This window comes from Asanoa sp. NPDC049475 (assembly GCF_040676915.1).
GTDB lineage: Bacteria > Actinomycetota > Actinomycetes > Mycobacteriales > Micromonosporaceae > Asanoa.
In genome coordinates, this window is sequence record NZ_JBFAPY010000002.1 from 578,559 (window position 1) to 590,947 (window position 12,389).

The 12,389-nt window shown below is 71.3% G+C and carries 13 protein-coding genes and 1 pseudogene; 4 read left to right on the forward strand and 10 right to left on the reverse strand.

All coding sequences use genetic code 11. From position 1 onward, the window contains the following. Positions 1–23: 23 nt before the first annotated feature. The gene (locus tag AB0J88_RS08880) at positions 24–2,357 is read right to left on the reverse strand and encodes a bifunctional salicylyl-CoA 5-hydroxylase/oxidoreductase (protein ID WP_364346869.1); all 2,334 of its coding nucleotides are present in this window, start codon (positions 2,355–2,357) and stop codon (positions 24–26) included. Continuing rightward, complete coding sequence (locus AB0J88_RS08885) at positions 2,354–3,961, reverse strand: AMP-binding protein (protein WP_364346867.1); 1,608 nt, start codon at positions 3,959–3,961, stop codon at positions 2,354–2,356. The genes AB0J88_RS08880 and AB0J88_RS08885 overlap by 4 nt, the downstream gene beginning before the upstream one ends. Before the next feature lie 60 nt (positions 3,962–4,021). Between AB0J88_RS08885 and AB0J88_RS08890 the strand changes: the two genes are divergently transcribed. After that, entirely contained in the window at positions 4,022–4,864 is an 843-nt protein-coding gene (locus AB0J88_RS08890) for a PaaX family transcriptional regulator C-terminal domain-containing protein (RefSeq protein WP_364346865.1), read from the forward strand. Here the strand turns inward: AB0J88_RS08890 and AB0J88_RS08895 are convergent. The 5 genes from AB0J88_RS08895 to AB0J88_RS08915 form a co-directional block, all read right to left on the reverse strand. Continuing rightward, positions 4,861–5,238, reverse strand: coding sequence for a RidA family protein (locus tag AB0J88_RS08895; protein ID WP_364346863.1), 378 nt, complete (start codon positions 5,236–5,238; stop codon positions 4,861–4,863). The two genes, AB0J88_RS08890 and AB0J88_RS08895, sit on opposite strands and share 4 nt — an antisense overlap. 11 nt (positions 5,239–5,249) lie before the next feature. Continuing rightward, on the reverse strand, positions 5,250–6,002 hold the full coding sequence (locus AB0J88_RS08900) for an SDR family NAD(P)-dependent oxidoreductase (RefSeq protein ID WP_364346861.1): 753 nt from the start codon (positions 6,000–6,002) through the stop codon (positions 5,250–5,252). Next, positions 6,002–6,838: an enoyl-CoA hydratase family protein gene (locus tag AB0J88_RS08905; protein WP_364346859.1), complete on the reverse strand. Its 837-nt coding sequence runs from the start codon at positions 6,836–6,838 to the stop codon at positions 6,002–6,004. Before AB0J88_RS08905 ends, AB0J88_RS08900 begins: the two co-directional genes overlap by 1 nt. Then, the gene (locus tag AB0J88_RS08910) at positions 6,835–7,983 is read right to left on the reverse strand and encodes an acyl-CoA dehydrogenase family protein (RefSeq protein ID WP_364346857.1); all 1,149 of its coding nucleotides are present in this window, start codon (positions 7,981–7,983) and stop codon (positions 6,835–6,837) included. Before AB0J88_RS08910 ends, AB0J88_RS08905 begins: the two co-directional genes overlap by 4 nt. A 66-nt stretch (positions 7,984–8,049) precedes the next feature. Further along, complete coding sequence (locus AB0J88_RS08915) at positions 8,050–8,802, reverse strand: hypothetical protein (protein ID WP_364346855.1); 753 nt, start codon at positions 8,800–8,802, stop codon at positions 8,050–8,052. Between the two features lie 94 nt (positions 8,803–8,896). Between AB0J88_RS08915 and AB0J88_RS08920 the strand changes: the two genes are divergently transcribed. Next, on the forward strand, positions 8,897–9,640 hold the full coding sequence (locus tag AB0J88_RS08920) for a methyltransferase domain-containing protein (RefSeq protein WP_364346853.1): 744 nt from the start codon (positions 8,897–8,899) through the stop codon (positions 9,638–9,640). On the opposite strand, the gene AB0J88_RS08925 is transcribed toward AB0J88_RS08920, so the two are convergent. Together AB0J88_RS08925 and AB0J88_RS08930 are read right to left on the reverse strand one after the other, a co-directional pair. Next, positions 9,637–10,314 (reverse strand): amidase family protein, encoded by a 678-nt coding sequence (locus AB0J88_RS08925; RefSeq protein ID WP_364346851.1) that lies wholly within the window; start codon positions 10,312–10,314, stop codon positions 9,637–9,639. The genes AB0J88_RS08920 and AB0J88_RS08925 overlap by 4 nt on opposite strands. Then, positions 10,229–10,861 (reverse strand): annotated as a pseudogene (locus AB0J88_RS08930) (amidase family protein); the annotation flags it as partial. The gene AB0J88_RS08925 and the pseudogene AB0J88_RS08930, both read right to left, overlap by 86 nt. A 95-nt stretch (positions 10,862–10,956) precedes the next feature. Between AB0J88_RS08930 and AB0J88_RS08935 the strand changes: the two are divergent. After that, complete coding sequence (locus AB0J88_RS08935; protein ID WP_364346849.1) at positions 10,957–11,508, forward strand: TetR/AcrR family transcriptional regulator; 552 nt, start codon at positions 10,957–10,959, stop codon at positions 11,506–11,508. Positions 11,509–11,538: 30 nt separating this feature from the next. Then, positions 11,539–11,937, forward strand: a complete 399-nt coding sequence (locus AB0J88_RS08940; RefSeq protein ID WP_364346847.1) for a VOC family protein — start codon at positions 11,539–11,541, stop codon at positions 11,935–11,937. Here AB0J88_RS08940 and AB0J88_RS08945 read toward each other — a convergent pair. Next, positions 11,932–12,381 carry a VOC family protein gene (locus AB0J88_RS08945; protein ID WP_364346845.1) on the reverse strand — a complete coding sequence of 150 codons (450 nt, stop codon included), beginning with the start codon at positions 12,379–12,381 and terminating at the stop codon, positions 11,932–11,934. The genes AB0J88_RS08940 and AB0J88_RS08945 overlap by 6 nt on opposite strands. Positions 12,382–12,389 lie beyond the last annotated feature (8 nt).

Consider the following 12,389-nt stretch of genomic DNA (forward strand, 5'->3'; position numbering starts at 1 on the left):
ATCGAAAGCGACGCTCCGGCATGTCAGCGGTCCGGGCGCCAGCGGCGGTGGCGGGTCTCCGGTTCGCTCGTGCGGATCAGGTCGAGGCGTGGGCGTGGGCCGTCCGTTCGGCCGCTCTGTGGGCGGCGTGCACCCGCCTGCCATGGCTGCGGCCACACCGCGCCCGGGCCCGTGTAGCCCTGTTCCGCCGCCGCGTGCAGCGTCCAGTTCGGGTTGTACAGGTGGGCTCGGCCGATCAGGCACAGGTCCGCGCGGCCGGCCAGCAAGATTGAGTTCACGTCGTCGTACGACGAGATCATGCCCACCGCCATCGTGGCTATGCCTGCCTCGTTGCGGATGCGGTCCGCGAACGGCGTCTGGTAGGAGCGGCCGAAGGCCGGTCGTTCGTCCGGTGTGACCTGGCCCGTAGAGACGTCCACGATGTCCGCGCCGGCGTGGGCGAACGCGCGGGCGATCTCGACCGCGTCGTCGCCGTCGATGCCGTCCGGGCACCAGTCGGTCGCCGAGATCCGGACGCTGGTCGGCAGTTCGGCCGGCCACACCGAACGCATCTCGGCGAAGACCTCCAGCGGGAAGCGCAGCCGGTTCGACAGGGAGCCGCCGTAGGCATCGGTCCGGTGGTTCGTCAGCGGCGAGATGAACGACGACAACAGGTAGCCGTGCGCGCAGTGCAACTCCAACAGGTCGAAGCCGGCGGACGCCGCGCGTCGGGTCGCCGCCACGAACTGGTCCCTGATCACGCCCAGGTCGCGCACCGACAGCGACCGTGGGGTCTGGTTGACACCCGGGCGGTACGGCAGCGCCGAGGGCCCGACCACCTCCCAGTTGCCCGCCGGCAACGGCTCGTCCATCCCCTCCCACATCAGCCGGGTCGAGCCCTTGCGACCCGAGTGTCCCAACTGGACACCGATCTTCGCCGCCGAGTGCTCGTGCACGAACGAGACGACGCGCGACCAGGCGGCCGCCTGCTCGTCCGTGTAGAGGCCCGTGCAGCCGGGCGTGATCCGGCCGCTCGGCGAGACGCACACCATCTCCGTCATCACCAGGCCCGCGCCCCCGAGGGCCTTGCCGCCCAGGTGGGTCAGGTGGAAGTCGTTGGGCAGGCCGTCCCGCGCGCAGTACATGTCCATCGGTGACACGACCACGCGGTTGACCAGCTCGACCCCGCGCAGCCGGAAGGGTTGGAACATCGGCGGGCGGACCTCGCCGTCGCCGGCGAACCAGGCGTCGACGCGGGCCACGAACTCCGGGTCGCGTACCCGCAGGTTCTCGTAGGTGACCCGGCGGCTGCGCGTCATGATGTTGAAGGCGAACTGCCGCGGATCCTGGTCCACGTACTGCCCCAGGTTCTCGAACCACTCGAGACTCGCCTGCGCCGCCCGTTGCGTCGACACCACGACCGGCCGCCGCTCCGCCTCGTAGGCCGCCAACGCCGCGGACACCCCGGGCTGCTCGCGCAGGCACGCCGCCAGCGCCAGCGCGTCCTCCATCGCCAGCTTGGTGCCCGAGCCAATGGAGAAGTGCGCGGTGTGCGCCGCGTCGCCGAGCAGCACCACGTTCTCGTGGCACCACCGTTCGTTGCGGATCGTCGCGAACGTCAGCCACCGCGAGTTGTTGACGTGGAGGGAGGCGTCGCCGAGGACGTCCTGGAACAGCTCGCGGACCAGCTCCACCGACTTCTCGTCGGACTCGCCCGGGGCAAGGTCGTGGTCGACGAACCCGGCGCGGCGCCACACCTGCTCGTTCATCTCGACGATGAAGGTGCTCGACCGCGCGTCGAACGGGTACCCGTGTATCTGCATGACGCCGTGCGGCGTCTCCTTGACGTAGAACTTGAACGCGTCGAAGACCTTGTCGGTGCCGAGCCACATGTAACGGCACCGCCGGGTCTCGACCGACGGCCGGAACACGTCCGCGTACCGGGCGCGCACGGTCGAGTTGACGCCGTCGCTGGCGACCACGAGGTCGTACGAGCGCCGCAGCAACGAGACGTCGGGCGCGGCGGTGGAGAACCGGAGGTCGACGCCCAGCTCGCGGCAACGCTCCTGGAGCACCTCCAGGAGACGCCTGCGGCCCATCGCCGCGAACCCGTGCCCGCCGCTCGTGTGCACCTCGCCGCGGAAGTGGACGTCGACGTCGTCCCAGCGGGCGAACTCCCGCTCCATCCGCGCGAAGATGCGCGGGTCGGCGTGCTCGATGCCGCCCAGCGTCTCGTCGGAGAACACCACGCCGAACCCGAACGTGTCGTCGGCGGCGTTGCGCTCCCAGACGGTCACCTCGTCGGCCGCCGCGAGCTGCCGCACGAGCGCCGCGAAGTAGAGGCCGCCGGGACCGCCCCCGACCACCGCGACCCTCATGCGGGCTCGGTGAAGACGGAGGCGGACGCCTGCCGCAGCACGTACCGCTGCACCTTGCCCGTGCTGGTCCGCGGCAGGCTGGCGATGAACTCGACGGCACGCGGGTACTTGTAGGGCGCGATCTGCCGCTTCGTGAACTCCTGGAGCTCCGCGACCAGCTCAGGTGTGCCTTCCGAACCACCACGCAGCACGACGTACGCCTTGACGATGTGACCCCGCTGCGGATCAGGCGCGGCGACGACACAGCACTCGTCGACCGCCGGATGGCCCGTCAACGCCTCCTCGACCTCCGGGCCGGCGATGTTGTAGCCCGACGACACGATCATGTCGTCCCGCCGCGCGAGGTAGTGGAAATACCCGTCCCCGTCCTGCACGTACGTGTCGCCCGTGAAGTTCCATCCACTCTGGACGTACGTGGCCTGTCGCGCGTCACGCAGGTAACGGCATCCCGTGGGACCTTTGACAGCCAGCCGTCCCGGTGTGCCCCGCGGCACGGGCAAGCCGTCGTCGTCGAGGACGGCGGCCCGGTAGCCGGGCACCTCCAGGCCCGTCGCGCCGGGCCGGATGTCGTCGTCGGCCGCCGAGATGAACACGTGCAGCATCTCCGTGGAGCCGATGCCGTCGATCAGCCGTACCCCGGTCGCGTCGAAGAAGTCGTGCCAGGTGGAAGCGGGCAGGTGCTCGCCGGCCGAGACGGCCCGCCGCAGGCTCCGCAGCCGCTCCAGCCGGCCGGCGCGCAGCATCGCCCGGTAGGCCGTCGGCGCGGTGAAGCAGACGGTCGCCGCGTGCCGCTCGATCAGGTCGGCCAGCTGGTCGGGGGTGGCCTTCTCGATGAGCAACGTCGAAGCACCCACCCGCAGCGGGAAGACCAGCAGGCCGCCGAGCCCGAAGGTGAACGCCAGCGGGGGAGTGCCGGTGAAGACGTCGTCGGGCCGGGGTCGCACCAGGTGTTGGGAGAACGTGTCGGCGATCGCGAGCACGTCGCGGTGGAAGTGCATCGTCGCCTTGGGGCGCCCGGTCGTGCCGGAGGTGAAGGCCAGCAGCGCGACGTCGTCGGCGGAGGTGTCGACAGCCGTGAACTCGTCGCCGGCATCGAGGACGAGCTCGTCGTAGGTGACGACGGGGGCGCCGCCGAGCGAGGCCAGCCGCAGGTCGTCGACGAACCGCGCGTCACACAGGGCGAGATCCACCTGGGCGATCGAGGCGACGGCGGTGAGCTCCGCCGGGCGCAGCAGCGGCATCGTCGTGACCACGACGCCGCCGGCCTTGAGCACGGCGAACCAGCACGCGGCGAGCCAGAGGTTGTTGGGGCCGCGCAGCAGCACGCGGTTGCCGGGCACGACGCCGTGGTCGCGGGTCAGGACCGTCGCGATCCGGTTGGACGTGCGGTCGAGCTCGCCGTAGGTCCACGTCTCACCGGCAGGCGTGAGCAGGCAGCGGCGGTCGGGGTCGGCGGTCAGCAGCTCCACGGCGCAGTTGAGCCGGTCGGGATAGGCCGGGTCGACGAGCATCTCGGGCCACTCGGTGAAGGGCGGGAGATGGTCGCGGCAGAACGTGTCCAGGTGTGCGGACGGTTTGAGCGCGGTCGCATAGTCCCACGTCATTCTCCAAGTATTCGTATTCCGTGACGGCAGTCAAGAGAACGCATCAGATATGGTTTCTCCGTGGTGGTGGAGACGGACGATTCGGGCGGTCGCGGCCAGAAACCCCGAGCGCTGATCGTTTCGGTGTACGGGTTGTACGCCCGCGAGACCGACGGCTGGATGAGCGTCGCCTCGATCATCAGGTTGCTGGCACAGTGCGCTGTGGACGAACCGGTCGTCCGGTCGGCGATCTTCCGACTGAAGCGGCGCGGCCTGCTCGACGCGGTCCGGGTCGACGGGGTCGCCGGCTACGCGCTCTCCGCCGACGGCCGCGAGATCCTCCACGAGGGCGACCGGCGGATCTTCACCCGCCGCCGCGCCACTCCGGCCGACGGCTGGATCCTGGCGGTCTTCAGCGTGCCGGAGAGCAGGCGGGACCAGCGTCACGTGCTGCGGTCCCGGCTTTCCTGGCTGGGGTTCGGCACGGTGTCCGCCGGCGTCTGGATCGCGCCGGCGCACCTCTACGACGAGGCCAGGGAGACGCTCGAGCGCGACGGCCTGGATGTCTACGTCGAGCTGTTCCGCGGCGACCACCTCGCCTTCGGGGACACCGCCGCGCGGGTTTCGCAGTGGTGGGACCTGCCCCGGCTGAGCAAGCTGAACGACGACTTCCTGCAGCGGTACGAACCCATGGCCGCCCGACTCGGCCGGATCGACGACGCACAGGCGTTCGCCGACTACGTCAACGCACTGACGGATTGGCGCCGGCTGCCGTACCTCGAACCGGGCCTGCCCCTGGAGACTCTGCCGGTCGACTGGAACGGCGTCCGTGCGGCCGACGTGTTCTTCGCGCTGCACGACCGCCTGGCCGGGGCGGCACACCGGTTCGTCGACTCGGTGCGGGCGGACGTCCGCCCGGGCTAGACGACCGCGAACCCCTGCACTTCGACGAGCGCCTCGGCATCCCACAAGCGGGACACCCCGATGCCGGCCATCGCCGGGTAGTCGCTGCCGACCAGCCGCCGCCAGACCCGGCCGATCTCGGGGGAGCGGGCGCGGTAGTCGGCCAGGTCCGTCGCGTATACGGTGAGGCTCGCGAGCTGGTCGGGTCGGCCGCCGGCGGCGTCCAGCGCGGTCAACAGGTTGGCCAGCGCCTGCTCGAACTGCGCGACCACGTCCGCCCCGACGATCCGCCCGTGCGCGTCCAGCGCGGTCTGCCCGGCCAGGAACACGACGGTGCCGCGGCCGACGACGGCGTGCGAGAACCCGCGTGGTGCGGCCAGTTCCGATGGGTTCACCCGTTCCAGGGTCACTGCACCGCGCCTCCGTCCACATTGATGGCCTGGCCCGTGACCGCGCCGTTGGCCAGACAGAAGAGCACCGCGTCGGCCACCTCGTCCGGCCGGATCAGCCGGCCGATCGGCTGCTTGCGCTCCAGCAGCCGCCGGGCCTCGTCCGCGCTGCGTCCGGTGGTCGACGCGATGGTCTCGACGGTGGCGTCCGTCATCGGGGTGTCGACGTAGCCGGGCGCGACCGCGTTGACCGTCACGCCCGTCCCGGCGAGCTCGGCGGCCGCGGACCGCACCAGGCCCAGGACACCGTGCTTGCTGGCCGTGTACGCGGCGATGTACGGCTCGCCGACGTGCGCCGCCGAGGACGCGATGACGACCACCCGACCCCAGCCCGCCGCGCGCATCGCCGGCACGCACCGCCGGACGCACCGGAAGGGGGCCGTCAGGTTGAGGTCCAGCATCCGCTGCCAGTCGGCGTCGGACGTGCGGTCGAGGCGGGCCGAGTGTCCCGCGCCGGCGCAGGCGACCAGCATCTCCACCGGGCCCCAGGCCTGCTCGACGGTGGCGTACGCGGACTCGACCTGCGCGGGGTCGGTGACGTCGGCGGGGATGGTCAGCACCGGCCCGGAGCAGCCCGCCGCCGCCTCGTCCAGCGGTCCTTTGTCGCGCGCGACCAGGGCGACCCGTGCGCCGACACCGCTGAGCCGGTGGGCGACAGCGCGGCCGATCCCGCGACTCGCACCGGTGACCAGCGCGACACGACCCTCCATCAGCGCCCTTGCCAGCGCGGCGGGCGCCGCTGCGTGAAGGCGGCGTGGAACTCCGCGTGGTCCTTTGTGGTCATCAGCAAAGCCTGGGTCATGGCGTCGAGCTCCATCGCCGCGGACATGGGCATGTCCAGCTCGCGGGTGAGCAGCGACTTGGTCTGGGCGAAGGCGAGCGTCGGGCCGTCGGCGAGCGTGCGGGCGAGGGTGGCCACCTCGGCGTCCAGGCCGTCGTCGGACACGAGTCGTGACACCAGGCCGTACCGGTCGGCGGTGGCCGAGTCGATGGTGGCGCCGAGCATCAACAGCTCCGTGGCCCGGCCGAGGCCCACCACGCGGGGCAGTAGGTACGCGGCGCCCATGTCGCCACCGGACAGCCCGACCTTCGTGAACAGGAAGGCGAACCGGCCGGACGTGCTGACCACCCGGAAGTCGGACGCCAGCGCCACCACGGCCCCGGCTCCCGCGGCGATCCCGTGGATCGCGGTCACGATCGGGATCGGGCACTCGCGCATCGCGCGGATCACGTCGCCGGTCATCTTGGTGAACCGCATCAGGTCGCGCGGCTCCATCGTGACCAGCTCGCCGATGATCTCGTTGACGTCGCCGCCGCCGCAGAATCCCTTGCCCTCACCCCGGATGACCAGCGCGCGTACGTCCTGGTGGTGTGGCAGTTCGGCGAGCAGGTCCCGCAGGTCCGCGTAGCTCTCGAAGGTGAGCGCGTTGAGCTTGTCCGGCCGGTCGAGCGTCACCGTGGCCACCCCGTCGGCCTTGGTGAACCGGAAGTGCTCCCACGACGTGGTCAGCCGGGGCGAGGCGTGGAACCGGTAGGGCTCGGTCATCCTGTGTCATCCAAGTAGATGAGGTCGCGGGCGATGATGGTGCGCTGGATCTCGGAGGCGCCTTCGTAGATGCGCAGGGAGCGCACGTCCCGGTAGAGCTGCTCCAAGGGGTGACCGCTGCGCAGCGCGACGGCGCCGTGGAGCTGCACGCAGCCGTCGACGATCTGCTGCGCGGCCTCGGTGGCGAACAGCTTGGCCATCGCCGAGCGGCGGCGCTGGTCGCGCGGTTGGTCCCCGGCGTCGTACGCGGCCGCGGCGGCGTAGACGAGCAGCCGAGCGGCTTCGAGCTGGGTGGCCAGGTCGGCGATCCGGTGGGCGACCGCCTGCTGCCGGGCCAGCGGGCCGCCGTGCACCTCCCGGGTCCGGACGTGCGCGACGGTGGCGTCGAGGGCCGACTGGGCCATCCCGACCGCGAAGCCACCGACGCTGGGCCGGAACAGGTCCAGGGTGCGCATCGCCACGGCGAAGCCGCCGTCGACCTCGCCGAGCAGCGCGTCCGGGCCGACGTACACGCCGTCGAAGACCAGCCGTCCGATGGGGTGGGGCGACAGCATGTCGAGCGGCTCGCCGGACAGCCCGGCGCTGTCGCCGGGCACGGCGAACGCGGTGACGCCCTTGCCGCGCGCGTCGGGCGTGGTGCGGGCGAACACCGAGTAGACGTCGGCGTCGGGCGCGTTCGAGATCCACATCTTCTCGCCGGTCAGCCGCCATCCGGCACCGTCACGCTCGGCCCGCAGCTTCAGTGCCGCGGCGTCGGAGCCGGCGTCGGGCTCGGAGAGGGCGAACGCCGCGACAGCCTCGCCCGAGACGACCCGCGGGATCCACCGGGCCACGCACTCGGCCGTGCCCGACTGCAGGATCGGATAGCTGCCGAGTCCCTGCACCGCCAACGCGGTCTCGGCCTCGGAGCTGACCTGGGCGATCGTCTCGCGCAGCAGGCAGAGCTGGAGGGCCGCGGCGTCGCGCGGCTGGCCGCCGACGCCACCGAAAACGGCGCGCAGCAGCCCGAGGTCGCCCATGGCTCGCAGCAGCGGCCGGTTGACGCGGCCGTCGTGCCGGGCCAGTGGGACGAGCCGTTCGGCCGCCGTCGCCCGAGCCCAGCCGACGAACCGCTGATGCTCGGCACTCAGGCGAAACTCGACCATCGGCGTCCCTCCGTAGGGGCGTCGCTAACTCTAATGCATCCGTGACGCCCGTCAACAGACCGCAATCTATGGTGCGGCGGTGACGACCAGAAGCCGGTCGTGCTCCTCGGGCGTCCCGATCGCGGCGCGGTGTTCGGGATGTTCGGCGTAGTACCTGATCGTGTCGGCCAGGAACCAGGGGTGGATGTCGAGCCAGGGGAGCGGGACGAGGGCGAGTCCCCTCCGGCGTGCGCCGTGTCCTCGCTCGACGGCCAGGTGCAGGAAGCGGTCCTTGCGGCCCGGCCGGCGCGGGTAACCAGGTCGCAGCGCGTCCCATGGCACCACCCGGTAGCCGAGCGGGGACCGTAGCCGCACTCCGTGCGTGCTCAGCACGACGGCCGGAAGCCCGGCCCAGAGCGTGTAGAGCTGGACCCCGAGGAATGCGAGGGTCGCCAGGCCGAGCGTTGTCGTGGCCACGACGTCGACCACCGTGAGCTGCCACTCCGCCGGGTCGGTGCTGTCCTCCCATGTGGACGGTGACACGCTCCAGAAGGCGGCGGTGACGCCCACCGCGACGAGGGCGGGCCACCACACGGCTTCCGGCTTCAACCGGGTGCGGAGGGCCTGCTCGTCCTCGACGAGAGCGAACTCGACCGTGCGTGACGGGCGAGCCTCCAGCACCGCCAGGACGACCATCGGCACGAGCAGCAGCGCCCACGGCAGCATCCGGACAACCAGGCTCTCCCACGAGCCGGGTTCACCGGAGTAGGTGAGCTCGAACCACAGCGCCGAGACCGCGACGACACCCGTGCCGACGGCGAGCACCTTCCGGAACACCATCCCGACATCATCGACACCCGCGTGTCGCGCGGGCATGGGCCGGGCGGCGCGAAATCCGTTCGGCAATGGAGCCCCGAGCCGCGAGGATGTCGCCATGCGTACGTTCAACGGGCTGGTCGACGAGGCAGCCGCGGCGGATGTTTCCGGTTGGTCGTTCGACTGGCTCGACGGCCGGGCGACCGAGGAGCGGCCACCGTGGGGTTACGCGCGGTTGTTGGCCGGGCGGCTGGCTCGGGTCGGGTCCGCGCTGGACATCGACACCGGTGGTGGAGAGGTCGTCGGTGAGGCGCCGCGGTTCCCGGCGCGGATGGTCGTCACCGAGGGCTGGGCGCCGAACGCCGAGCGGGCCAAGCGTCTCCTGTCGCCCAGGGGTGTCGAGGTCGTGCTGGTCGAGCAGGGGCGGGCCTTGCCGTTCCGCGACGGCAGCTTCGAGCTCGTGAGCAGCCGCCATCCGGTGAGCCCGGACTGGCCCGAGATCGCGCGCGTGCTCGTCGACCGCGGCAGCTACTTCGCCCAGCATGTGGGGCCGGGGTCAGCCTTCGAGCTCATCGAGTGGTTCCTCGGCCCGCTGCCGCGCGAGGGCCGCGACCCCCAGCGGGAGGCCGCGGCCGCGAGCGCGGTGGGGCTGCGGATCGTCGACCTGCGGACGGCCCGCTGCCGCATGGAGTTCTTCGACGTCGGTGCCGTCGTCTACCTGCTGCGCAAGTGCGTGTGGTGGGTTCCTGACTTCACCGTCGACCGCTACGCCGAGGGCCTCGAGCGACTCGACGCGCACATCCGTGAGCACGGTTCCTTCGTCGCCCACTCCACCCGCACCTTGATCGAGGCCGCGCGCTAGATGGCCGGGTGCAGATCGCGGACCGGGCTCACCGACTCCAGCACCGAGGCCAGGTGCAGGATCGCCGACTCGGCGTGCCAGTCGGCGACGAGTTGCACGCCGATGGGCATGCCGTCGTGGGTCGTGCCGAAGCGCATCGACAGGGCCGGCAGGCCCGTCAGGTTGAACGGGACCGTCGTCGCGCTCACGTGGAACGCGTCCACCGTCCGGCCGTCGACGGTGGTCTTCGTGAGCCCGTGTGCGTGCGCCGGGAACGTCGTCACCGGGAGCAGCAGCAGGTCGTACCGCCGGAAGTAGTCGGCGAAGCCGTCCCGGAGCCGGTCGCGGCCTTCCTCGGCGTCGACGTAGTCGGTCACGGGCGTCTCCGGCAGGTCCATCATGGCCTTGGAGTAGTCGAACATCTGGTCCTCGTGACCCGTGGTCACCTCGCGCACGGCAGGCCTCATCTTCATGACGTGCTCCCGCATCCACAGGTCGAGGGGGTTGTCCCGCTCGAGGGCCGGGATGCTCACCTCGTCGACCTGAGCTCCCGCCCTCCGCAGGGCGTCGGCGGCCGACGCGCCGTTGCCGCGACCTCGGGTCGACCGGGCCGAGTCCCGAGTCGACGAGCCAGCCGACGCGCACGGGGCGGTCCGGCGACGAGCCCAGGCCGGCGTCGAAGTCGCGCGGCACATCGGAGTAGCCGTCAAGACCGTCCGGACCGGACAGCAGCCCGTACGCGAGTCGCAGGTCGCGGATCGTGCGGGCCATCGGGCCGGCGTGCCAGTCGAGCCGCGGCTCCCGCGGCCAGATGCCCGTCATCAGGACGCGCCCGTGCGTCGCCTTGAGCGCCACGATGCCGGTGTCGGCCGCCGGACCGCGCAGCGAGATGGACAGGTCGCTGCCGAGCCCGATCGGGGACATGCCGGCCGCGATCGCCGCGGACTCGCCGCCGCAGGAACCGCCGGACGAGCGGTCGAGGTCCCACGGGTTGTTCGTGCGGCCCGTCAGGAGGTTGTCGGACTCGATCCAGTAGGAGAACTCCGGCAGGTTGGTCTTCGCCAGCAGGATCGCGCCGGCCTGCTTCATGCGGGCCACGGCGGTGGCGTCGGTGTCGGGGACCCGCCCCGCGAAGATCGGCGAACCACGCTGGGTCGCCACTCCGGCGGTGTCGAACGAGCGGACCCACCTCCGCGCCCGACCTGACGGCCTCGTCGGCCGCGCGTGCGGCCTCCAGCGCACCGTCGGCGCGGGTCACGATCGCGTTGGTCTTCGGATCGACGGCCTCGATCCGGTCCAGGTGTGCCCGCACCACCTCGACGGAGGAAACCTGCTTCGTGCGGATCAACTCGGCGATCTCGGTCGCGTCGAGGTGGTCGAGCTCGCTGGTCATGATGATTCCTCCTCGGGTGGTGACGTTGCTGTTCCGTGAGCGCGGCGTGGCCCAGGTGAGCGTCGCCGACGTGATGGCGGGCGCCGGGCTGACGCATGGCGGCTACTACAAGCACTTCGCGTCGAAGGACGCCCTGGCCGTGGAGGCGCTGAACCAGGGGCTGGCCGAGGTCGGCGCGCGGCTGGACGACATCGGTGAGCCCGGCGACGAGAGTGGCCGGGCCGGCTTCCTGGACTACTACCTCTCGGCGGAACACCGCGACTCCCCGGGCGAGGGGTGCCCGCTCGCCGGCTTCGCGCGCGACATGCCCTCGGCCAACCCCGACGTGGCCGCCGCGTATGCCGAAGGAGTGGCGTACTACGCGGGGAAGCTGGGCGACACGGCCGCGGTGAGCACGGCCGTGGGTGCCCTGCTCCTCGCCCGCGCGACCGCCGGCACGGAGCTCAGCGACCGCATCCTGGCCGAGGCCCTCGCCGCGTTGGCGAAGGACCGCTAGCCCGCTCGGCGCCGTGAGAAGGTGTGGTGCATGCCGTTGAGCGCGCATCACGTCAGAGCTTCGGTCGCCGTCTCCGACATCGGTGAGGCGGTCGCCTTCTACGAAGGCAAGCTGGGACTGCGGGCGTTGTGGTCAGGCCCGAGCGCCGCCATCACCGAGGGCAGCCGCGTCTACGGCTCCGGTGGTGGGCCGGCGCTCAACGTCTACCAGTCGACCACCGCCGGGCAGACCGCGGCGACCTTGGCGACCTGGTACGTCGACGACATCGACGAGATCGTCGACGAGCTGACGGCTGCCGGGGTCGCGATCACCCGCTACGAGCAGTTCGAGCACGACGCCAAGGGAATCACCGCGCGCGCCGGTGGTGGACGCATCGCGTGGTTCCAGGACCCTGACGGCAACACCTTCGCCGTCGAAGCCGACTCATGAGGCGGGTGCGCGACCGGCCAGGCGCGAGGTGACCTCCTGGAGCGTCCAGCCGTTCCCGTCGGGATCGGTGAACGAGGCGTACGACTCGTAGCTGTTCCGCTCCGGGTCGGGTCCCGGGATGCGTTTCTCGGGCGCGAACACGCTGCCCGCGCCACCGTGGTAGACCTCGGTGATGTCGACGCCGCGGTCGGCGATCTCGTCACGCGCGGCGACGATGTCCGGAGTCGCCAGTTCGAGATGGCGTAAGGATCCCGCCGGTGCGGGCATGGGCAGGCCGAACACGATCGACGCGTGACCACCGCCGGTCGGCGTGATCTCCACGATGTGGGTGTCCCCGTCCTTGATCTCGATGTCGACGCGCCAGCCGAGCTGGTCGCGGTAGAACTCCACGGCTTTGTCGACGTCCGACACCGGAATGCTGACGACCTCAAGATTCACGTTCATGCTGTTGC

Coding starts and splice junctions, on each gene's coding strand:
- AB0J88_RS08885 (WP_364346867.1), bottom strand. CDS start 3,961: ATGACGTGGGACTATGCGACCGCGCTCAAACCGTCCGCACACCTGGAC.
- AB0J88_RS08945 (WP_364346845.1), bottom strand. CDS start 12,381: ATGAACGTGAATCTTGAGGTCGTCAGCATTCCGGTGTCGGACGTCGAC.
- AB0J88_RS08925 (WP_364346851.1), bottom strand. CDS start 10,314: ATGTGCCGCGCGACTTCGACGCCGGCCTGGGCTCGTCGCCGGACCGCC.
- AB0J88_RS08880 (WP_364346869.1), bottom strand. CDS start 2,357: ATGAGGGTCGCGGTGGTCGGGGGCGGTCCCGGCGGCCTCTACTTCGCG.
- AB0J88_RS08920 (WP_364346853.1), top strand. CDS start 8,897: ATGCGTACGTTCAACGGGCTGGTCGACGAGGCAGCCGCGGCGGATGTT.
- AB0J88_RS08910 (WP_364346857.1), bottom strand. CDS start 7,983: ATGGTCGAGTTTCGCCTGAGTGCCGAGCATCAGCGGTTCGTCGGCTGG.
- AB0J88_RS08900 (WP_364346861.1), bottom strand. CDS start 6,002: ATGGAGGGTCGTGTCGCGCTGGTCACCGGTGCGAGTCGCGGGATCGGC.
- AB0J88_RS08915 (WP_364346855.1), bottom strand. CDS start 8,802: ATGGTGTTCCGGAAGGTGCTCGCCGTCGGCACGGGTGTCGTCGCGGTC.
- AB0J88_RS08940 (WP_364346847.1), top strand. CDS start 11,539: ATGCCGTTGAGCGCGCATCACGTCAGAGCTTCGGTCGCCGTCTCCGAC.
- AB0J88_RS08905 (WP_364346859.1), bottom strand. CDS start 6,838: ATGACCGAGCCCTACCGGTTCCACGCCTCGCCCCGGCTGACCACGTCG.